The 21,138-nt window shown below is 39.4% G+C and carries 18 protein-coding genes and 1 other annotated feature; of the genes, 1 reads left to right on the plus strand and 17 read right to left on the minus strand.

Annotated elements, in window-relative coordinates:
* Nucleotides 1-5: 5 nt before the first annotated feature.
* The 12 genes from ACPBEH_RS03210 to ACPBEH_RS03265 form a co-directional block, all read right to left on the minus strand.
* A complete protein-coding gene (locus ACPBEH_RS03210; protein ID WP_424349705.1) occupies nt 6-362 on the minus strand; it encodes a DUF4312 family protein in 357 nt (118 codons plus the stop codon).
* Between the two features lie 12 nt (nt 363-374).
* A complete protein-coding gene (locus ACPBEH_RS03215) occupies nt 375-728 on the minus strand; it encodes an SFCGS family glycine-rich protein (RefSeq protein ID WP_424349706.1) in 354 nt (117 codons plus the stop codon).
* Complete coding sequence (locus ACPBEH_RS03220) at nt 721-1,065, minus strand: transcriptional regulator (protein ID WP_424349707.1); 345 nt, start codon at nt 1,063-1,065, stop codon at nt 721-723. Before ACPBEH_RS03220 ends, ACPBEH_RS03215 begins: the two co-directional genes overlap by 8 nt.
* Before the next feature lie 9 nt (nt 1,066-1,074).
* A complete protein-coding gene (locus tag ACPBEH_RS03225) occupies nt 1,075-2,175 on the minus strand; it encodes a DgaE family pyridoxal phosphate-dependent ammonia lyase (RefSeq protein WP_424349708.1) in 1,101 nt (366 codons plus the stop codon).
* Nucleotides 2,159-3,301 carry an amidohydrolase/deacetylase family metallohydrolase gene (locus tag ACPBEH_RS03230; RefSeq protein WP_424349709.1) on the minus strand — a complete coding sequence of 381 codons (1,143 nt, stop codon included), beginning with the start codon at nt 3,299-3,301 and terminating at the stop codon, nt 2,159-2,161. The genes ACPBEH_RS03225 and ACPBEH_RS03230 overlap by 17 nt, the downstream gene beginning before the upstream one ends.
* Nucleotides 3,302-3,368: 67 nt before the next feature.
* Entirely contained in the window at nt 3,369-4,073 is a 705-nt protein-coding gene (locus tag ACPBEH_RS03235; protein ID WP_424349710.1) for a GntR family transcriptional regulator, read from the minus strand.
* Between the two features lie 139 nt (nt 4,074-4,212).
* A complete protein-coding gene (locus ACPBEH_RS03240) occupies nt 4,213-5,562 on the minus strand; it encodes a PTS galactitol transporter subunit IIC (RefSeq protein WP_424349711.1) in 1,350 nt (449 codons plus the stop codon).
* A gap of 205 nt (nt 5,563-5,767) precedes the next feature.
* Nucleotides 5,768-6,646, minus strand: coding sequence for an aldose 1-epimerase family protein (locus tag ACPBEH_RS03245; RefSeq protein WP_424349712.1), 879 nt, complete (start codon nt 6,644-6,646; stop codon nt 5,768-5,770).
* 136 nt (nt 6,647-6,782) lie between these two features.
* Nucleotides 6,783-8,204 carry a glucuronate isomerase gene (gene uxaC / locus ACPBEH_RS03250; RefSeq protein WP_424349713.1) on the minus strand — a complete coding sequence of 474 codons (1,422 nt, stop codon included), beginning with the start codon at nt 8,202-8,204 and terminating at the stop codon, nt 6,783-6,785.
* A gap of 16 nt (nt 8,205-8,220) precedes the next feature.
* Entirely contained in the window at nt 8,221-9,294 is a 1,074-nt protein-coding gene (gene uxuA, locus ACPBEH_RS03255) for a mannonate dehydratase (RefSeq protein ID WP_202922246.1), read from the minus strand.
* Nucleotide 9,295: 1 nt separating this feature from the next.
* Nucleotides 9,296-10,924 (minus strand): mannitol dehydrogenase family protein, encoded by a 1,629-nt coding sequence (locus ACPBEH_RS03260; protein WP_424349714.1) that lies wholly within the window; start codon nt 10,922-10,924, stop codon nt 9,296-9,298.
* A gap of 21 nt (nt 10,925-10,945) precedes the next feature.
* Nucleotides 10,946-12,457: an MFS transporter gene (locus ACPBEH_RS03265; protein WP_424349715.1), complete on the minus strand. Its 1,512-nt coding sequence runs from the start codon at nt 12,455-12,457 to the stop codon at nt 10,946-10,948.
* Nucleotides 12,458-12,651: 194 nt separating this feature from the next.
* Between ACPBEH_RS03265 and ACPBEH_RS03270 the strand changes: the two genes are divergently transcribed.
* On the plus strand, nt 12,652-13,332 hold the full coding sequence (locus ACPBEH_RS03270) for a GntR family transcriptional regulator (RefSeq protein ID WP_424349716.1): 681 nt from the start codon (nt 12,652-12,654) through the stop codon (nt 13,330-13,332).
* Between the two features lie 45 nt (nt 13,333-13,377).
* On the opposite strand, the gene ACPBEH_RS03275 is transcribed toward ACPBEH_RS03270, so the two are convergent.
* The 5 genes from ACPBEH_RS03275 to ACPBEH_RS03295 all read right to left on the minus strand — a co-directional run bounded on the left by ACPBEH_RS03275 (nt 13,378) and on the right by ACPBEH_RS03295 (nt 21,137).
* A complete protein-coding gene (locus ACPBEH_RS03275; protein ID WP_424349717.1) occupies nt 13,378-15,438 on the minus strand; it encodes a MucBP domain-containing protein in 2,061 nt (686 codons plus the stop codon).
* A 320-nt stretch (nt 15,439-15,758) separates the two neighbouring features.
* Entirely contained in the window at nt 15,759-16,301 is a 543-nt protein-coding gene (locus tag ACPBEH_RS03280; RefSeq protein ID WP_424349718.1) for a TetR/AcrR family transcriptional regulator, read from the minus strand.
* Between the two features lie 170 nt (nt 16,302-16,471).
* On the minus strand, nt 16,472-19,258 hold the full coding sequence (ileS, locus tag ACPBEH_RS03285) for an isoleucine--tRNA ligase (RefSeq protein ID WP_424349719.1): 2,787 nt from the start codon (nt 19,256-19,258) through the stop codon (nt 16,472-16,474).
* 44 nt (nt 19,259-19,302) lie between these two features.
* Nucleotides 19,303-19,513 (minus strand) — a binding site (T-box leader).
* Nucleotides 19,491-20,315, minus strand: a complete 825-nt coding sequence (locus tag ACPBEH_RS03290; RefSeq protein ID WP_424349720.1) for a DivIVA domain-containing protein — start codon at nt 20,313-20,315, stop codon at nt 19,491-19,493. (Overlaps the previous feature by 23 nt.)
* A 33-nt stretch (nt 20,316-20,348) precedes the next feature.
* A complete protein-coding gene (locus ACPBEH_RS03295; protein WP_424349721.1) occupies nt 20,349-21,137 on the minus strand; it encodes an RNA-binding protein in 789 nt (262 codons plus the stop codon).
* Nucleotide 21,138: the final 1 nt, after the last annotated feature.

The raw sequence follows: 21,138 nt of genomic DNA on the forward strand, positions 1-21,138 counted from the left end.
GCCTCCTATTCCCTTTTAAATTTAAGTTTTGGCAGTGGCATATTATCGGGCGCCTGCACACGTTGCTCATGAAATGGAATTGCTTGAAGATCGAGTAACTTGACTGCAACATCTACTGCTAATGTCATCTGATAAATTGTTCGTTCTCGTGGCAAGAAAACCCATAAGAATCGTTCAGTATATACTTGCTTTTTAGCCTTAGTCACTGTAATTGATTGCGGTGTAATCTGAAAGACAAGTTCGTCGGGTTGACCAACTTGCTTGGAAATCTGAGCTAAAGCAGCGGCTGTCGCTGCTTCTACACTTTCACCACTACCACTGACCGTTACTGTCATCTGTTGCTGCACCTGATAATTAGCCATCGCGTTCTCCTTTTAACTGTGTAGTTTTAAATAAGCTTCCGTAAGGCCTTGGCCTAATTCTTCCGTATCCATAAACCCAAACCCAAGTGCTTGGATACCATCTTGAATTGCTGTGATTCCTTCTTGAACCGAACGCATACCGTGACGTTCTGTATAACCATACTTATTTTTGGCAGTGATTGCGCCAGCACCACCACTCCCACAAAATGAGAGTCCTAAGTCTGCATTTTCTTTTTGCATGATATCACCCAAACGCATATCGGCACCCATACCAGGCACCACCACTGCCTCACCACCTGCCTTTTTAATCCCTTCTGCAATTTTTTGTCCTTTACCCATTCGATCCGCAATTATAATTTTAACCATGATTAATTTCCTCCTTATTTTTGGCAACTTCAAAATGCACTGCTAAAACATACTTTTCATCAATGTTCAGATGACCAATTTCCTCAACAATTTGTGCAGCTGCTGCTAAACTATCTTCTGATAATTCACTAAAAACAGTTGGATCAATCGTCATTAGTGGTTCATTATTTTCTGAACGCGTAACCATCTCGATTAAATGATTGGCTAATACCTCAATCTGGGTCTCATCTGGGGTGGCATTAACCGCTTTCATTTTAGCCAATGCACTTTTCAATATGGCCTCACATTTAATAGGATTAATACTTGCCACAATCATTGCTTGGGTTGCTGTGTTCATTATGATCACCTACTTCATTATTTTATTGAGCTTATCTAGAATAAGTTTCATTTCTGGTTCAAAAACTGCCCGAATATCAAATTCGATAATTCCCATGTTTGCCCGATATTCCCGTGTATAGATAGCTGGACTATCCTTTTTTAATGCCGTAATCAATTGTTGCGCATTCATCCGAGCCGTTTTAGCAACTTTGACGCTAGCCCGGTAAATATCGCGCCCGGCAGAGTCTTGCACGATTTCACATTCAAGACCTTCAATCTGATTAATTTGTGCTACAAAAGGTGTTAACCGTTCAATCATACTTTGTCCAGTTTCTGGTCCAAATTGAACATAATCTTCAATCGCTTGAGTCAAACCAAGAATGTTATCCTTACCAATTTTCATTGCTCGGCCGATACCTTTAGACTGCAATCCCAACCAATCAATATACTGTTTGTTACCTAATACTAAACATGATGATGGTCCTGAAAATGCCTTAGCACCACTATAAATCACAATATCGGCACCCATTTTAATATACTTCTTTAAATCTTCTTCGGCAGCAGCATCCAAGATAAGGGGTAGATTATGCCGATGGGCCACTTCAATGGCACTTTCAATCGTCAGCATACTCTTTTGAACAGCGTGGTGGCTCTTAACATATAAAATGGCGGCGGTTTGATCGTTAATCATCATCTCAACATGATCCGCTGAACACATATTAGCGTAGCCGGCTTCCACCATCCGACCACCACCTAGTTCAATCATAACTTCTTCAGGTGTCCCATAATCGACGTTTTGACCTTTTGGAATGATAATTTCTCGTTTGCTAATCTTATCGGTATACGGATGATAAAGATGGTATTGACTGCCTTCTCCAATAATCCCTGCGATTGCCTGTGCGATTGCTGCGGATGCTGATGAGACAATTACTGCAGCTTCAGCATCTAATAACTGTGCTAAATATTGACCTGTTTTTGTTACCAAATCGCTCATCTCAAAGAAATTTTCATCACCAAACTGCTGTGCTTGGATACTATTAGCACCTACTTTAGAAACTCCTAAGATGGTCATCTTACCACTAGCATTAACAACCTGCTTTAAATCATATTTTTCATACAAATTCGCCATGTTGCACCTCCATATTTGTTTGATAAACCGTTCCGCCGACCACTGAATAATGTGGGGTAAAGACGCGGTGTGTGGTGACTTGATACCCATTTGAATCAGTTAATTTTTTTTCCTGATTTTCAATACTAAAAATAGTTAAATCCCCATCAAATCCGGTCGCTAGCTGACCTTTGTGCATCAACTTAAAATTAGCAGCTGGATGACTAGTGACCATCGGCATCAATTCGGCTAATGAATAACCTAAATAATGCATTTTATCCAGACAAGTTGCTAAATTATAAACTGGCCCATTCTCCCGATTACGGTGATATAGATCACTACTAATCGTTTGTGGTGCTAATCCGATTTCTTTTGCTTTTTGAGCAACTTCAAAACTAAAGCTTTCAGTTCCGTGTCCAACGTCGAAGATAATACCACGTTGATAAGCTTCAATTGCAAATTGCTTAATCTGTCCAAGCTCATGGTCCAAAATACCATTGGGTTTACCGTTATAGCAGTGCGTAATAATATCACCAGGATCAAGCATTGCCATAATTTCCGAAAGTTCAGGTGGGTTTGTTCCAATATGAACCATTAGTGGAATGCCAGCATTCTGTCTTTGAATCGCTTTAGCACGTTCAAGAGGTATAATGCCATTCCCCGCAACTACCGATTTGCTCATACGAGCTTTGATACCAACGACAAATTGTTTTTGATATTGCGCTAATGTTTCACTGACTAATTGTGGCTGGATCCGATTTAAATCACCTAATTCGTCTTGAGCAATAATCCCTGTTTTCGAAATATTGCACATTGCATAGACATTAGTTTTAGCCTTGGACGCTAACTGATAAAAATCAGCTAGATTATCGGCGCCTGTTGAACCGGCATCAATCACTGTTGTAACCCCTGCAGTCACACCATCTAAATCAGGTTGATCAGAATACAACGCTAACTTCTCATAACAATGAACATGATCATCAATCCAACCAGCACTAACATAAGCAGAATGCTTTAAATCCAATATTTTACGTGCCGTGATATTATCGAATTTTTTTGAAACCGCTTTTATTTTACCGCACTCAATTAGAATCTCAATTGGCTCGCCGGAAATAGACCGACCGTTCTTTACGTATAAATCAATCATCACGATGCCTCCCTCAAGATTATGAATTCATCATAACATTATAATGTTTAACTGTAAATACAGAACCTCACAATTCATATTTAATTTCGTAAGGATTCATCGTTGTATTATAGATAGCGATTGAATATTCAATTAATTGATTTTTTTCATTGTAGGCTTTTCTAATGCGTTTAATACCAACTGCCTGATTCGTATTTAAGGTTGCTTGCTCTGCATTTGTTAACAAATGCCCTTCAAAAGTATCGTCAAACGAACTTGCAATCTCACCAACTTCTTTTAAAACTTGATATAAAGAAGAAACATTAAGTTCATTACGCAAGTGAGCATTCATTTGAAATGGTAAGTAATGTGTAAATAAAATATAGGGTGCACCGTCTAACAGATATTGTTTTGAAATTTTGGAAACACGATTAGTCAATTTACCAATTTCAAATTTAATTTCAGCTTCATCAGCTGGAATCTCCGTAATGTCGATGATTTTTTTTTCTAATTTTAAACCACGTTTTTCCAAGATGCTCGAAAATGATTCCGCACGTGACAACTTATTAAACAGTCGATTACTGATAACGGTCGTACCTTTACCACTTTGTTTTTCGACATAACCCTCACTGACTAATAAATTAATAGCGTTGCGGATTGTAATTTTACTGACGTTATACAGCGCTTCCAATTCATTTTCAGTTGGCATCAATGTTCCTACAGGATACTGGTTTTGAAAAATTTTCTTTTTTAAATCGTCTGAAATATCTTGATACAATATTTTTCTACTCATAACTTTTTCTCCGTTCATTTTATTCATTAATTAGAGTATATACGACGCTGAAGCTTTTAAACAAGCTTATTGCCAAATAATTATTTAATAGCACAATAATAGGCAGCTAATCTCTCTTCCGGGATTAGCTGCCTATTCGTTAGCGTGCTGCTTGTTCTTCTTTTTGAATTTGACGGCGATTATAGATCATTAACCATAATGTGAAGATGATCAAAATAGCAGGACCGATAATGCTGATCTTAGCGACTAGTTCGTAGGCTAACCATGCTAACGGGCTAGCTGCAAAGTCGATGCTGGCCACGGATGGTGTACCGGCAGGAATCAAGCTCGCTTGGACCATTCTAACGGCATAGGTGAAGATGTGGGCTAAGCTCGTGGCTGATAAGACACCAATAATTAATGCCAATAAGCCCGTGATAAAGGTCCTGAACACGTTCCCATTCGTATATGGCAAAACCATTGGGAAGATATAAATCAAGCCTGACAAGCTCGCAAGTGGTAAAAATTCGTTACCTGGAATGACAATTGATAAGAATAAAATTGTAGGCACTAATACCAATGAAACCACTAATGTTGTAGGATGACCGATCACTAATGCTGGTGTCATCCCAATATTGAATGAGCGACCTTCAAACTTACGGCTAATCAAAGCTTGTGAACGTTTAGAAATTGGTGCTAATCCTTCAATAAAGAGTGACGTAATTCGTGGAATTAAGACCATGACAGCGCTTAAAATTATCCCCAATTGAAGTGTTTTGGCCAGGCTATATTTAGCTAAGACACCGATTAAAATCCCGATAATCACCCCTAAGAAAATCGGATCGCCTAAAATCCCAAAGCGCTTTTGTAATTTTTCGGCATCAAAATCAATTTTGTTTAGACCTGGTATTTTATCGATTAACCAATTAACGACAACTGCTAACGGAATGAAGCTGACACAAAATGCGTGTGGCAAAGAAATCCCGTCTAGTTTCTTACCGTAAAAGCGCGCGACACGTTCTTGCGATAAATCAGCACCAACCATTGTGATAATAAAGACGATAATGGCAGCAAAACTTCCCCATAAGAAACTCTTGGTCGCAATTGAAACGATTGAACCGATAAAAGCAAAATGCCAGTAATTCCATAAATCAATGTTCAACGTTTTCGTTGTCTTAGTCAATAACATCAAAATATTAACAACTAACCCTAAAGGAATAATAATCGCGCCAACTTGCGTCCCAAATGCGACTGCGGAAGCTGCTGGCCAACCAATATCCAGTGTATGTAAATGCAAACTGTAAATTTTAACCATTCGCGTCACTGCGGGCCCTAAATTATCAGCCAATAGTTGCGTCAATGTACTAAGCCCTACAAAACCAACCCCGACAGAAAGGCCGGATTTTAATGATTTCCCCAAACCCATTCCCAAAATCAAACCGACAATTAAGAAAATAATCGGCATCATGACACTCGCACCCAACGATAAAATATAATTAATAAATCCCATTTCTCAAACGCCCTTCTTTACCCGGTTGACTGATTAGTAATGAAGTTTCTAATTCAGAAACCGTTTTCTTTATAAAGAAATAATAGCACTGCAAACGTTATCTTGCAATCGTTTTCTTAAATTTATTATGCAATTATTAGTTATTGTAGATGCATTAAAAAGGACTAGCCCCAGTTATTCACCGAGCTAGTCCTCATGAAATTTGTTATTTAAATGTCATTGTATAGCCAATTGACGCTGTTTCTTTTGCTGCTAAATGATAGTTAGCTTCCTTAGTCGACAGTTCCCGTTTGTCGCCAGCAACATCTGGTAGCCCATAGAATGGTTCTAAGCATAAAAATGGCGCATCTGCTCCCTCTTTCGTCCACAACGTTAGATACTTGAAATCGCCTAAATCAAGCCCAATACTATGTGCACTCTTTTCTGAGGTGAGTTTAATCCCTGCTAACTGGTTTTCAATAATCAATAATCCTTTTTCAAATATTTTATGTGTTAGGGGAACCGTTTTATTTTCAACGTGCTTCAAGGTGCATAGCTTCCCTGAACGATAAGGATTAGGTGTTTTAACAATCTCAAAATAACGAACTTCATCTTCTGGCGTTTCAAAAGTGATTTGATAGTCATCAAAATACCCCTCATCGTTGATGGGCACATTAAAAGCTGGATGAGACCCAAATGAAAATGACAAGTCTTGATTCTCAAGATTATTGACCGTCGCTGTGAAGTGCACTTGATCAGCCGCCAATTGTAGGCCAATTATTAACTCAAAGTGATATGGATAATACTGTAAAGTCGTCTCATTAGCAACTAACTTCAGGCTTAAACTAGTTGTTGTTTGCGCCTCTAGTGTGAAATGCTGATCCGCTACAAAACCATGTTGCGGCATTTCATACATCTTACCATCAATTAAGTAAGCGTCTTCATTGGAACGCCCAATAGCTGGAAATAAAACGGGCGCATGCTTAGGCCATTGAACACCTTGCCAAATATACTCAAAATCTGCTTGTTTATTATAAATACTAGTGATTTCAGCCCCCACTGGATTAATCGTGACACTTAATTGTTCATTTTCAATACGATACATAACTTTTCTCCTCCTTGAATTAAAGTACACTATTTAAATCCATTTCAATCTTAAAACTAAAAAAAGACGCCACTTCCAAAACAATGTTTTGTAGTGGCGCCCTTTTCGTCGTTAGTTACTGTACACTACTGTTTGCCTAATTTTTAAAGAAACCAAAATATTCGTGTGCGTTATTATAGGCAATGTCTTCGACAATCTTGCCTAAGAAGTCCTCATCGTCAGGGACCTGACCGCGAGCAGCCCATTCACCCACTAAGTTGCATAGCACTCGTCTAAAGTACTCATGACGTGGATAAGAGAGGAAGCTCCGTGAATCGGTCAACATACCAACAAAGTTAGCGATTAAGCTTTGGTGCGCCATAATCGTCAATTGCTCTTGCATCCCTTCCCGTGTATCGTTAAACCACCAAGCACAGCCCAATTGAATCTTTTGAACAGGGCCTTCTTGGAAAGAACCCATTCCGGTTGCCAATTGTAACCAGTCATTAGGATTTAATGAATATAAAATCATCTTAGGAAGATGGTCATCAATTTGAACGGCCGTTAAGAGCTTCATAAATTCGGCTGCAATATCTGCTTGGGTTCCCATTGAATCAAAACCTGTATCAGCACCAATCTTAGCAAACATCGGTTTATTAGCATTACGGATTGCATTCATATGGAATTGCATTGTCCAATCGTGTGCTTGATTGATTCGCATTAATTGCGTTAATAATGCGGTTAAGTAAGCATCAATATCCGTTTCCGTTAATGGTGCGTTGTCCCGACCTTTTTGCAAGATTTGGTCCACTTGTTCTTTTGAAACAGGTACATAATGGAATGTATTCAACCCGTGATCAGAAAGGCGCCCGCCTAAGGCTTCAAAATAATCAAAGCGTTGTTCGAATGCCTGAATCAAATCTGTGAAGTTGTTAATTGTAATCCCTGCAGCCTGCCCCAATTCAGCTAAATAGTCGTTAAAATCTGTTGCAGCAATATTGAATGCTTTGTCTGGACGCATCGCTGGTAATACCTTAAAGCCATTTTCAGCTTCTTGTGCTTGCAATAATTTGTGATACTGCAAATCAGAAGCAGGATCGTCCGTTGTGCATACGACTTTGACATTTGAATTTTTGATTAAACCGCGGGGTGAAAAGTCATCCGTTGCTAGTAAGGCATTAGCTTTTTCCCAAATACGAGGAGCTGATTCACTCGTTAAAGGTTCATCAATCCCAAAGTAGCGTTTGAGTTCCAAATGAGCCCATTCATATAGTGGATTGCCAATTGCTTTTTCAATGGTTTTGGTCCACGCCATGAATTTTTGATATTCATCGCCGTCGCCTGTAATTAAGTTTTCTGGCACCCCGTTAGTCCGCATTAAGCGCCACTTATAGTGATCACCGAACAAGCCATCGTTCAACCAAATCCGTGTTAGATTTGGATAATTATGATTCTCATAGATTTCTTTTGGATTGAGATGGCAGTGAAAATCAATAATTGGCATCTTTGCTGCGTGATCGTGATAAAGTTTCTTACCCATCTCATTAGTTAAGAGAAAATATTCATTTAAAAGTGTCATTGTGCCGTCCCCTTTTTTAACGATCCATTTTATCAATTGCTTCCCATAAGCCGTTTAAATAAGTGATGCCTAGCGCACGATCGTATAACCCGTAACCAGGACGACCGACTTCACCCCAGATCATTCGCCCGTGATCAGGACGAATATAGCCATCAAAATGACTGTCGTGTAAAGCCTTCATGATTTCAAACATATCCAATGAACCTTCTGATGATAAGTGAGCTGATTCGTGGAAATCACCGTCTGTCATGAACTTAATGTTCCGTGCGTGAACGAATGGCACCTTATTACGCCCGACAAATTCGCGGATAATCGCTGGCACATCATTATCTGGGTTTTCACCTAACGAACCTGTACATAGGGTAAAGCCGTTATTAGGGCTTTCGTACATTTTTTCAATCCGTAACATATCATCTCTGTTTTTCATAATCCGTGGTAAGCCGAATAATGGGCGTGGTGGATCATCGGGATGAATCGCCATTTTAATTCCGACCTCTTCACAAGTTGGTAAGATGGCATTTAAGAAATAATCTAAGTTTTCAGCTAGCTTTTGTTCATCGACTGATTGATAAGCCTTGAATAGGTGTTTTACTTCGGCCAAACGTTCTGGTTCCCAACCTGGTAAAACATAGCCATTTGAATCTTTTTCAACTGATTTGATAATGTCTTCTGGATCACCTTCAACAAAACGATGTTCGAAGGCCAAATCAGTTGACCCATCAGGTAATTCATAAGCCAAGTTTGTCCGTACCCAGTCGAAAATTGGCATGAAATTGTAACAAATTACTTTAATCCCGTATTCTGCTAAATTACGAATAGTTGTCTTATAGTTTTCGATATATTGATCTCGACTTGGTAAGCCGATTTTAATATCGTCATGAATATTAACAGATTCGATGACTTCTAATTTTAATCCGGCAGCTTCGACTTCTGCTTTTAAAGCCGCAATTTTTTCTTTAGGCCAAACTTCTCCAACTGGAATATCAAAGAGTGCCCCAACGACTTGTGTTGTGCCTGGAATTTGTTTGATCGCTTGTAGTTTAATTGGATCATCATTTGAGCCATACCATCTAAAACCCATGTTTTGCATATTATTCAGCTTCCTTTTCAATTAAAGTGTGTAATGTGGCTGCAATTGCGCCTTTTTCAGCCATCATTTGACTGAAGAGTGTTTCAATCCGTGTCCCAAGTTCGATTTGATATAAATCAAGGCCAAAGATTGTTTTATTACTTAAGATTGGTTGTAACAATGCATGTGCATCAATTACTTGTCCTAATTGGAGATCCTTCAAATCAGCTTGTAGTTCACTTAGCAATGGATCAGGACTCAGGTCAAAAGCAGCCCCATTGTCATCTAGACCAACTAAGTAACGACACCAAGCAGCAATCGTCAACGGAATAAAATGAAGTTGTGTTGGTGTTAAATCGGAACGGTCAACGTAATGTTGCAAGGTAACACCGTAGCGAATCGCCATCTTTTGTGACGTATCGCTGGCAATTCGTTGTGGGGTATCCGGAATAAATGGATTTGGCAACCGCTTATTAACGACTTCATCAATAAATTGTTTAGGATTAATGATGCCCGGATCCTTCACAACTGGTAGGCCTTCGTGATAACCAATTTGCTTAATTAATTGGACTAAATCTGGATTTTGCATTTCTGCTGAAATTGATTGATAACCTAACAGGCAACCAAAGACTGCTAGTGATGTGTGTAACGGGTTCAAACAAGTGGTTACTTTCATCTCATCGACATCGTTCACAACATCCCGTGAGACTAAGTAAACACCAGCCTTGGTTAAATCTGGTCGGCCGTTTGGAAAGGCATCTTCAATCACCAAATAATGGGTTTCTTCAGTATTCCCAAATGGTGCGATATTCGTCCCTTTGGTTGTATGCAAAATGGTCGTATCTTCAAACACCGCTGCAGCCAATTGATCAGCAACCGTTTGTGAAGGGTTCGGCGTAATTCGATCAATCATCGATAATGGGAAGCTAACTTGCTTGGTATCCGTTAAATAATCGATAAATTCAGCTGGTACGTGCCCTTTAGCCACCCAACCTTTAGCAATCGTCAAAACACTCTTCTTTAAACGATCGCCATTTTGGGAGAAGTTATCCGTACTGATCATCGCAATTGGTGTTGCGCCATTTTGATAGCGATGGTAAAGCAGTGCCGTCACACCGGCCATATTATTTAATGGCGCTTTGGGGCCATTTTCAATATCTTGGGCGACCATCTCTAATAAGTCGCCGTTACTTTGCCATAAGTTATACCCTTTTTCAGTGATTGAGAAAGTGGCAAATTGGAGACTTGGTTTTGCAAAAATGGCCATCATTGCTTGCCAATCCGTTTGATTACTTTGGTTAAAGAAATAACTTTCCGCGACACTTGCCAATAAATGCTTTTCAAATTGACCATCCGCTTTGGTAATCACTTGTAAAATACGATTGTTATATGGCCGATAAATACGGCTGACCACTTCGTCATCATAAGTTTCCGCAACGACTACACCGCTTTTCAATTCGCTTTGATTTAATAAGGATTGCGCAATCGCAGCGTGGAAACATCTGAAGAGATTCCCACCACCAAAATGAACCCAAACCGGTGCGTTATTCGTTTCTTCATCGATTGCCATTTGTGAATATTGCGGTACGTTAATCGCACCTGCTTCAAAAGCTTCTTTGTGGAACCGATAATCATCTGTTAAATGAACCATTGTAAATCCCCTCTCAATCTCTTATTTAGCATTGTCTTCATTCCAAACTTGATCGTACTTAAAGCCGGTTAATTCTTCGACAACTTCTTTAGCTTCAGGTGTGACATCAGCTTTTGAACCACCTTCTTTTAGACGATTCATTTCGTCAACTAAAATATCATGCGTATCCCGATTTAACTTAAAGGTTAAAGCCACACAAAAAGCAATTAAGATTAAACCACCCGTTCCGATGATTAAGATGCTGACGATTGTATCTTGCGTCCCAACACTTTGAACGGTTTGGCCTTCTTTATAGCCACCTGATTGTAAGACTAACCCAACAACGAAAGTCGCAATCGCAACTGTTGATTTACGTACAAAAGTCATCACAGCTGCATAAATCCCTTCACGATGTTGTTTAGTAACAATTTCATCTAAGTCCGGAATAAATGGAAAGACGTTCCATGGCGTAAACTCTAATGTTGCCCGGCCGACTTGGTAAATTAAGCCGACAATTATCAACCACATCATAATGTTGTCTGGTTTAACCCGATAGATCATGTAAAAGGCACCCAACATCAGGAACATGATTGAATAACCTGATAAGAATAAGAACCGGGGACCCTTTTTAACCATTAAGAAACCAGCAATAACTGTTACCAAAATCCCAACAAATGATAATGATAGGATGTTAGCTGAATTAGTTGCGGAAATACCTAAACAAGAAACACCGAAGTAAACGAAAATCGTGTTATAGACATCTTTACCAGTGAATGAGAACAGGTAGATCAATAAATGCTTTCTAAAACTCTTAATTTTGAGTGTTGAGAAATAATCTTTAACTTGTTTTTTCAAACCGCCCCAGAGGCCTAATTTAGGTGCCTTAGCAAATTCTGCTTCCATCTCAGGGGTAATTTCACGTTCCCAAGTTGCTAAGTTAGCGGCCATGATACAAGCAGCAAAGATCAAAGCAAAAACTAAGGCATTAACAAAGTACGCATACGCATTATGTTGCCCCATCATATTAATAATTTGTCCTGGCACAAACGTTGCTAAAAAGGTCCCTGTTGCTGAAATGAACATCCGACAAGTTGACATCTTTGTCCGTGCCTTATAGTCGGTCGTCATTTCAGTTGGTAAGGTTTCCCAAGGAATTAAAACTGAAGCAGCAATAATTTCAAATAATAGATAAACAATTAGATAATACCAGAAGTTCATCCCTGTAACCCACATCAAAACATATTCCAACATCAATGGTGAACCGATTAAAAGCCAGAAATGGCGACGCCCAAAGCGCTTCCCCAATTTTGTTTTATAAAAGTTATCGGTCAAACTTCCCATCACTAAACTTGTGATAGCGTCTACAATTCTTGCAATCCCAATAATAGCAGCCCCTTCAACCGCAGTTAAGCCGGCAAAAGTGGTAAAGAAATAAAGTAAAAAGGCACCTACAATCGTAAACGCGGCACCGCCCATGACATCCGTTAAACCATACGCAAGTGACCGACCAATCGTCACTTCTTTAGGCGTATAAATTCTTTTTTTCTTTTCCATCGGAATCCTCCTAGTTGTTTGCTCAATAGCACACATTAACCGCTAAAAAAAAATTAATAAACTGATATACTAGTATGTTTGTTTACGCTTACAATATAATCCAAAGGAGGACATGTGTCAATAGTTTTTTGAATCGCTTTCATTGCCATGCTATCAAAAAACAAGTAAAATGATTACGAGAGTGAGGCTTGAAAATGTTAACGATGAATACAACCAACATGCAACGGACCGCTTATGAACTGATTAAACAAAAAATCTTATTAGCCGATTACATTCCGGGCCAAAAGATTTCAGAAAACATGATTACCAGCGATATCGATTTAGGTCGAACACCAGTTAGAGAAGCGTTAATCCATCTAAAAAAAGATAACTTAATTGATGTTGTCCCCCAAAGTGGTTCCTATGTCGCTAAAATTGATTTAGAGAGTGCTAAAAATGCACGTTTTGTTCGTGAAAATATCGAAAAGGAAATTGTTAAAGAAGCGATTGCTAAGAGTACTGATACTATCACACCAGAACTAGAACGAATCATTAAATTACAAGAATATTACTATCAACAAAACGATGCGCAGGGCTTTTTTGCAATGGATGATGAATTCCATAAAGCTTTTTACATTGCTGCTGATAAGGCGCAAATCTGGGAGTGGCTTCAAATTCTCAACAGCCAACTGACACGTTTCCGTTGGCTCCGCTTAAAGATTACAAATCTTAAATGGCAGAAATTGATTGATCAACATCTAGCGATTCTCAAAGCGGTCAAGGCCAACGATACACCGCTAGCTACTAAACTAGTGGTCAATCACTTACACTTGATGCTTGAAGAACAGCAAACCTTGATCGATGCCTTTCCCGATTACTTTATTAATATTGATTAGCACACACAAAAAGGTGACCTTTATAAGGTCACCTTTTTAATTAGTCTAATTTTGTTTACGTCCTAAAATCAATTTGAAGCCAGCTGCTGCGGTTAATAGTAAACCAGCAACTGTTACACCTAAAACATTATTAGTGCCAGTTTGTGGTAGTTTCTTTTTACCTGTCTCTTTAATGGTTGTTTGTTGATTGATATTTGGCGTCTTGTTAACGTGATTATTTGGTTTATTAGGTGTTGTTGGGCGCGTTTCTGTTACAACAGTCTTCTTAGCATAGACATAGGTTACCATTTGGCTGGCTTTTGTGTACTTGCCAGTTGTCGTACCTTCTACCTTTTTGAATGTATAGCCGTCGATAGCTTTTTGATTAGTGGTGTATTGGTCACCCACTTTACCACTCAAAATTTCTGATTTCGCAATCTCTTGGCCTTTTTCGTCAACGTATTTCGCTGTGACCGTTCCTTTTTCAGTAACGACTGCGGCTTTTTTCGTATAAACATAGGTTACCGTTTGGCTAGCCTTTGTGTACTTGCCAGTTGTCGTACCTTCTACCTTTTTGAATGTATAGCCGTCGATAGCTTTTTGATTAGTGGTATATTGGTCACCCACTTTGCCACTCAAGATTTCTGACTTCGCAATCTCTTGCCCTTTTTCGTCAACGTATTTCGCTGTGACCGTTCCTTTTTCAGTAACGACTGCGGCTTTTTTCGTATAAACATAGGTTACCGTTTGGCTAGCCTTTGTGTACTTGCCAGTTGTCGTACCTTCTACCTTTTTGAATGTATAGCCGTCGATAGCTTTTTGATTAGTGGTATATTGGTCACCCACTTTGCCACTCAAGATTTCTGACTTCGCAATCTCTTGCCCTTTTTCGTCAACGTATTTCGCTGTGACCGTCCCTTTTTCAGTAACGACCGCTGTCTTTTTCACATAGACATACGTCACCGTTTGAGCTTGCTTAGCATACGTTCCAGTCGCTTGGCCTTGGACTTCTTTTAATGTATAACCAGCAATATCTTTTTGGACAGTCTTATATTGTTCGCCTAAATCGCCTTTAAAGGTTTCTGATTTTGCTAATTCTTGCCCCTGTTCGTCAACATATTTCGCTGTTACAGGTAAGGCTTGTTTATCATAATTGGTGTAGAATAACCAGTTTGTATCTTTATACATATGATCTTTACCCGCAATATAGGTTGAACTTGTCTGATTAGCTGGAATTGTCAGAATATTCGTATTAACATCAAAACCAGGTTGTTGGTGTTTTTTAAATACTGCCAATAAATCAGGTGAAATCACACGACTTAAATCAACCGTTTTTGAACCATTTGGTTGGGTTTGAGCAACCCCGCCCAAATCAATGACGATGTGTCCAGTATGCTCATCAACGTACGGACAACCAATGTATTGCGTCATTCCCGCTGAGATATAAACCGTTTCGTTTTTCACTGAATGAAAGGCTGAAATTAAATTAGGACACTCTCTAATATCAATTTCTGTCAAATTGGGGCTTTCACTATAATCGAGCTTAGTTAATGACGTCATTCCCCGTAGATCTAATTTGGTGAGCTCCGAAAAACTAGCATCTAAGTTTGATAGATGGGTCAATAATTTAATTCCCGTTATATCTTTCACACCGGTATTATACAAGTTAAGTGATGTTATCTTTGTTAATTCAGTCGGTGATAAAACACCGTCTTTGTCTGAATCAAATTGACTGACCTTTTTTCGCAATCCAGCGTCTGGAAAATTGGCAGCCGTCAAGACAACACTGCCAGCTTGTTGTGTTGCAGTTGGTGTTGCTTTTGTTTGACTAACTGATTGTTGCGTTTGTTGTGTGGCAACAGGTGTGACTTCTTTAGCACTTATTGTTTGACTGGTTGGTTGTTGAACTGCTGTTTTGGGTGCAACAGCGCTCACTGATGTTGCTGAGCTTGTAGTAGCGCCATTAGATTGACTCGTTGAAGTGACACGACTACTATTGGCAACGGCCTTGGTCTGTTCTGTTTGATCCGTAGTTGTTTTTTGATTCGCTGTATCGGCTAATACGGTCCCCGTGTTTAGTGTGCTTAAAACTATACTCGATAATAAAATTGTCTGATAGGCTTTCATAATTTACTCCTCCATTGTTATCTCAATACTCAAGATTTTTTTATTATAGCATTCAAAAATGCTTAACAGAGGCCGTTACATAGGTAAAAGAGTCAGCCTAATAACAGTCAATCAAACGACTATAAATCGATTTTTCGTTCAATCATATTGCAACGTAACTATCATAAAAAGCCCGACCAATTGGTCGAGCTTTCCATAATGGTTGTTGCGTTTCCCTTTATTTTGGTACACTCTTAGTTTACCAAATCATGATTTCATCACCACTGACAAACACGCCGTCTTGTTCTAATCCCGAACAAAACGCTTCATTTGTACAGTTGTTATTTCATCAGCCGTTCGATTTGACGTAAATTAAAACAGACGCGCACATCAACGGCCTCGCCAGATTCTTTTAAATTACCTTCAAACCAACGATCAATTTGGTTAATGAGTGCCCCACTGTAAAAGATCTCAAAGTCTTTCAACTCCGAATCAGTATAGTGTGGTCGATATTTTTCAAGTACTTGTTTAAAGACAGTCGTTGTGAAGGATTCAAAGAAAGCACAACGCAGCATTTCATCCGAGAAACGATAGAGATTTAAACAAAATTCAGGATAACGCATAATGAATTGGACCATCTCATGACAGCCCTCTTCCCAGTGGCCGGCGCAAATCGCCTGCCTCACCAGCGCTAGTACCTCTTGCTCTAATGTCCATCTAAACAGACCACACATCCCATTTGGAAAATGATAATAAAAGGTCGTTCGTGAGACCTCTGCCTGTTCTAAAAACTCAGCGACGGTTAATTTTCGTTGCCGTTTCTTTGATAATAATTGCATTAAAATTAATGCCATATGTTGCTTCATAACTTGTCCTTGCCCCATTTACCCACCCCTTCTTAATTTTTCCTCTTCTAGTTTATCAAAAAAATGATAAGTCATGTTTAAACATTAACAAAGACTAAGATTAATGTAATCGTTATCAAATTTTTCGCACAAAAAAGCTCAGATTGCCGCAATAACGCGGTATATCTGAGCTTTTTTAAGCATTATGTTTATTTTTCTAAACCTTCAGCAACTGCTTCTGGGTAGTTGGCTGTGACAATCGCAGCACAACGCGCACAAAGCATTGGGAACTTGTCGTCTGAACCGACGTCGGTTTTAATCATCCGACAACGATCACAAACGTCACCCTCAGCATGCGCAACACTAACAGCAACGCCGTCAAATTGTGTGGCTTCTGCTGGGACTTCTGAGTTTTGATCTGCAATCGTTAATTGTGAGACAATCAATAATTGTTTAACATCAGCATCCAATGAAGCTAATAAAGCAGCATTGGCTTCGTTTGGATAAAGTGTTACAGCAGCTTCTAATGACTTACCGATGACCTTGTCCATCCGGGCTGTTTCAAGGGCTTTTAAGACATCGTCGCGAATCCCCATGAAGGCGTTCCATGTTGCGACTAAGTCTTCTTCACCGGCAAAGTGTTCAACTTCTGGCATTTCAGCTAATTGAACGAATTCTTCTGGTTCATGTAAGTAGCTCCAGATTTCTTCAGCTGTATGTGGCAAGATTGGTGTCAATAACTTCGTCAAGGCAACGGCTACTGCATAGAAAACAGTTTGCATGTTACGACGAGGTGCATCATTTTGGCCATCAATATAAACAACGTCTTTAGCGAAGTCTAAGTAGAAGGCTGATAATTCGTTCGTTAAGAACATATTGATTGTCTTATAAACTGTGGCAAAATCGTAAGCATCGTAAGCTGCTTTACAACTTGCAATGATTGCGTTTAAGCGGACCAACATGAACTTATCAACTGAGCCTAATTCTGCGTAATCAACTGTATCTTTGGCAGGATCAAAGTCGGTTGTGTTAGCAATCATAAAGCGCATTGTGTTCCGGATCTTCCGGTAAGCTTCACTGACTTGTTGGAAGTTTTCTATTGTCACTTTCACATCTGAACTAGCATCGACTGAGGCTACCCAGAGGCGGACAATATCTGCACCCATTTGTTTGATGATCTTTTCAGGTAGGATTGTGTTCCCAAGTGATTTACTCATCTTACGACCATTACCGTCTAAGACGAAGCCTTGTGAGATAACAGCTTTATAAGGGCTCACTTCGCCAACCGCAACACTCGTGATTAAACTTGAGTTAAACCAACCACGATATTGATCTGAACCTTCTAAGATTAAGTCTGCTGGATAAGTTAATTCATCACGAGCAGCTAAAACAGCTTGATGTGATGAACCTGAATCAAACCAAACATCCATAATATCTTTTTCTTTTGTAAATTCACCATTTGGGCTACCAGGATGTGTAAAGCCAGCTGGTAATAAGTCTTTAGCATCCCATTCAAACCAAACGTTTGAACCGTGTTCTGCAAAGAGTTGTGCTACACGTTCGATTGTTTCTGGTGTGATGATTTCCGTACCGTCTTCAGCGTAGAAGATTGGTAATGGCACACCCCATGCCCGTTGACGAGAGATAACCCAATCGCCACGATCACGGATCATGTTGTAAAGACGCGTCTTACCCCATTCTGGCATGAATTCAACTTTTTCGATTTGTGCTAAGATTTGATCTCTGAATGCATCGATTGAAGCGAACCATTGTGCTGTTGCCCGGAAGATAACTGGTTTCTTTGTCCGCCAGTCATGTGGGTAACTATGCGTGAAGAAGTCGAGTTTCAATAATGAACCGTTCTTTTCAAGCGCTTCTGTCACCATTGGGTTGGCTTTATCGTAATAAACACCCTCAAAGCCAGGAGCGTCTTCAGTCATGATCCCTTTGCTGTCAACGACTGAAAGCACTGGTAACTTGTATTTGGTCCCAGCGTTGTAATCATCTTCACCGTGACCTGGTGCCGTATGCACTAAACCAGTCCCAGTTTCTAATGTCACGTGGTTCCCTAAGATCACCAATGATTCACGGTCATATAATGGGTGGCGAGCTGTCATTAATTCCATGTCAGCACCCTTGAAAGTCTTCAAGATTTCAACTGATTCCCAACCAAGAAGATCAGTCATCTTGTTCAAGCGTTCTGCAGCAACCACGTATTTTTGACCGTCAGCTAATACTTGTACGTAATCGAAAGCTGGGTTAACAGCAATCCCTAAGTTAGCAGGAATTGTCCATGGTGTTGTTGTCCAGATGATAAATTTTGTGTCAGCATCTAATAAATCTTTACCATCAACAACGTTAAACGCAACATACATTGATGGTGACTTGATGTCTTTGTATTCAATTTCAGCTTCAGCTAATGTTGATTCTGATGAAGGTGACCAGTAAACTGGCTTCTTACCTTTATAGATATAGCCTTTTTTAGCCATTTCACCGAAGACGCGAATTTCTTCAGCTTCGAAATCAGCTGTTAAAGTGATGTATGGGTTATCCCAATCAGCAGAAATGCCAAGGCGTTTGAAATCTTGGCGTTGCTTGTTGACTTGTTCCATAGCATAGTCATAACAAAGTTTACGATAGTCAACAAGGCTCATTTCCTTTCGCTTGATACCTTTTTTGGCCAAGGCTTGTTCGATTGGTAAGCCATGTGTATCCCAACCAGGGACAAAAGGTGCGCGAAAACCGTTCATTGATTTGTAACGAACGATGATATCTTTACTTGTTTTATTTAAGGCGTGACCCATGTGGATATTGCCATTCGCAAATGGAGGACCATCATGAAGCACGAATGATGGTTTGCCTTCATTTAATTTTTGCCGTTGTTGATAAAGGTTATTATCGGCCCAACCCTTTTGCCAGTCGATTTCACGATTAGGCAAACCTGCTCGCATTGGGAAAGCTGTCTTACCCAAGTTTAATGTTTCTTTGATACGCATTAAATCACTCCTCAATTTTTTAAAACAAAAAAAGACCCCGCCCGCTATAGGACGAAATCTTCGTGGTACCACCTAATTTTGAGAGTCCAAGACCCTCCTTAAGATGCGTTAACGGGCATTGACCGTTTCAAACTACTTGATTTCATCTGAAAAACAACAAGGTGATACACACTAAATAGAGCATTACCAACCTTCCACCAGTCGTTGGCTCGCTTAAATGTTATTTAATTTGTTAATTCTTGTTATTGTCTGTTAATGGTTCGCTATCATCTTGTTCAATTGGATTATAGCCATAGTCATTATGAGTTTCTTCTGAATGAATTTCATCATCCAAAGTATCAGCTTTAACTTCTGGTGCTTCGGGTGTTTCTTCTTCAGCTACTTCTGGTAACTTGTCATCAGGGAAAACAATCGTGTGGGTTGTTTGATCAGAAAAGTCATCCGTCGTAATATCATCCCATGGTTTAACTACTGTCTCTGAGTCTACTAGATTATGCTTCTTGCTGTCAAGGTCTGTGAGGTCAATTTCTGCAGATAATGTTTCATGACCAGCTAAATCATCTTTAGATAATAGATCTGTCCATTCAGGGCTCTTAACAACTTCCAATTGTGATTCAAGCATCACTTGTAATCTTTGACGGAAAATACGTGTTTGTTTCTTCAAATCATCAGTTTCGATGGCGATTTGTTTAGCACGTTCCGTTGCATCTTCAATAATGTGGTTGGCTTTTTCAGTCGCATCATTCAAGATTGATTTAGAATTCTTTTCTGTTTCAGTTTGAATAATTTCTGCTTCTCTTTTAGCATTTTCTTTAACTTTATCGGCTGCTTCTTGGGCCACAATGATTGATTGGTTCAAGGCATCTTTTAATTCGTTAAAGTAAGTGACCTTTTCATCACTTGATTTTAGTTCTGCTTTTAAAGCATCATTTTCATTTAAAACTGATTCGTAATCCTTAATCACTTGATCTAAAAAGTCATTAACTTGATCAGGATTGTAACCCCGCATCTTATTGCCGAACTCTTTGTTATGAATATCTAAAGGTGTTAAAACCATTCTGAAATCCCTCCGTCATTTTCAACATTTCTATTATTTTCTCAGAATACCTAGTGTGACACGGTACTTTTCTTTACGTGTTTGACCATCAATTGATTTAAGCTGAATCCGACCATAGCCGCGTACAGAGATAATGTCTAATAAGTCCAATTCAAAATCAGGCTTATCAAAGGCTTGCCAATTCAATTTCACTTTATTGCCTTGAACCAGTTCCTTAGCACGTTGTCGCGACATGTTATAGACCGCCGCAATAATCGTATCTAATCGGAATGAACTAACTAAAAGTTGTTCAAACTGCCAAGCATCCTTAGGGATAATCAACTCAGTATAAGCCTGTTCTTCAAGATGAACAGTGACCTTCCCGATTTTCGTAATCTGGCTTACCACATAGTCAGCCATCTTAGTTGTGACAAAAAATTGCCACCGTTGACCATCCGTCATGATATCGCCAAACACGTTCCGATCAATACCAGCGTTGACCAATGTCCCTAAAATTTTACCATGCGAGAGCTGTGCAAATTTAATTGGGTAACGAATTTCAAAGAGTTGGATTTCAAAATCGGCTTCCTCAGGTTCAAAATAAGTTGGTGCAATCAAGGCACGTTGTCGTTCAGCAGCATTGTAGCCACCGTTAAAATGGTATTTAAGCTCACCCTTTTCGCCAATTAAGGTTTGCAAGATGTAAGCCTGTCTAGGGTCTAAAAAATCCGTTAATATTGCACGGTATTCAGTTGTTGCTTGTTCAATCCAATCAAGGACTTGTGCAACAAATGGGGCTTCACTTTTTCTAAAATGCTGATAAACAGCTTCGCTATCAGCCATC

Origin of the sequence: Latilactobacillus parasakei (assembly GCF_049674265.1) — a bacterium.
GTDB classification, from domain to species: Bacteria; Bacillota; Bacilli; order Lactobacillales; family Lactobacillaceae; genus Latilactobacillus; species Latilactobacillus sakei.